Source organism: Enterobacter sp. 198 (genome assembly GCF_009025585.1).
Classification (GTDB): Bacteria; Pseudomonadota; Gammaproteobacteria; order Enterobacterales; family Enterobacteriaceae; genus Enterobacter; species Enterobacter ludwigii.
In genome coordinates this window covers 1-264 of the sequence record NZ_WCIM01000033.1, presented here as the reverse complement: position 1 = coordinate 264, position 264 = coordinate 1, and the positions used below count along the sequence as shown (strand labels likewise).

Sequence of the window (264 nt, the reverse complement as noted above, 5' to 3'; positions counted from 1 at the left end):
ACCGGGAAAGGCTTTCCCGCCCGTCCCGGCGTTATCAGGAGGCCGGTTTGTCAGAGAAACGGAGCAAGATGCTCACCATGTGGGTGACGGAGGACGAGCACCGGCGGCTGCTCGAGCGCTGCGACGGCAGGCAGCTGGCGGCGTGGATGCGGCAGATCTGCCTGGACGAAAAGCCGGCACGTTCCGGAAAGCTCCCCTCACTCTCGCCGGCGCTGCTGCGCCAGCTTGCCGGCATGGGCAATAACCTGAACCAGATAGCCCGCC

At 65.9% G+C, this 264-nt stretch carries 1 protein-coding gene; it reads left to right on the top strand.

Annotated features, from left to right (window positions below; all coding sequences use genetic code 11):
* Positions 1-68: 68 nt before the first annotated feature.
* On the top strand, positions 69-264 hold a 196-nt coding region (locus F8561_RS22480), incomplete at its 3' end, for a plasmid mobilization protein (protein WP_192938274.1).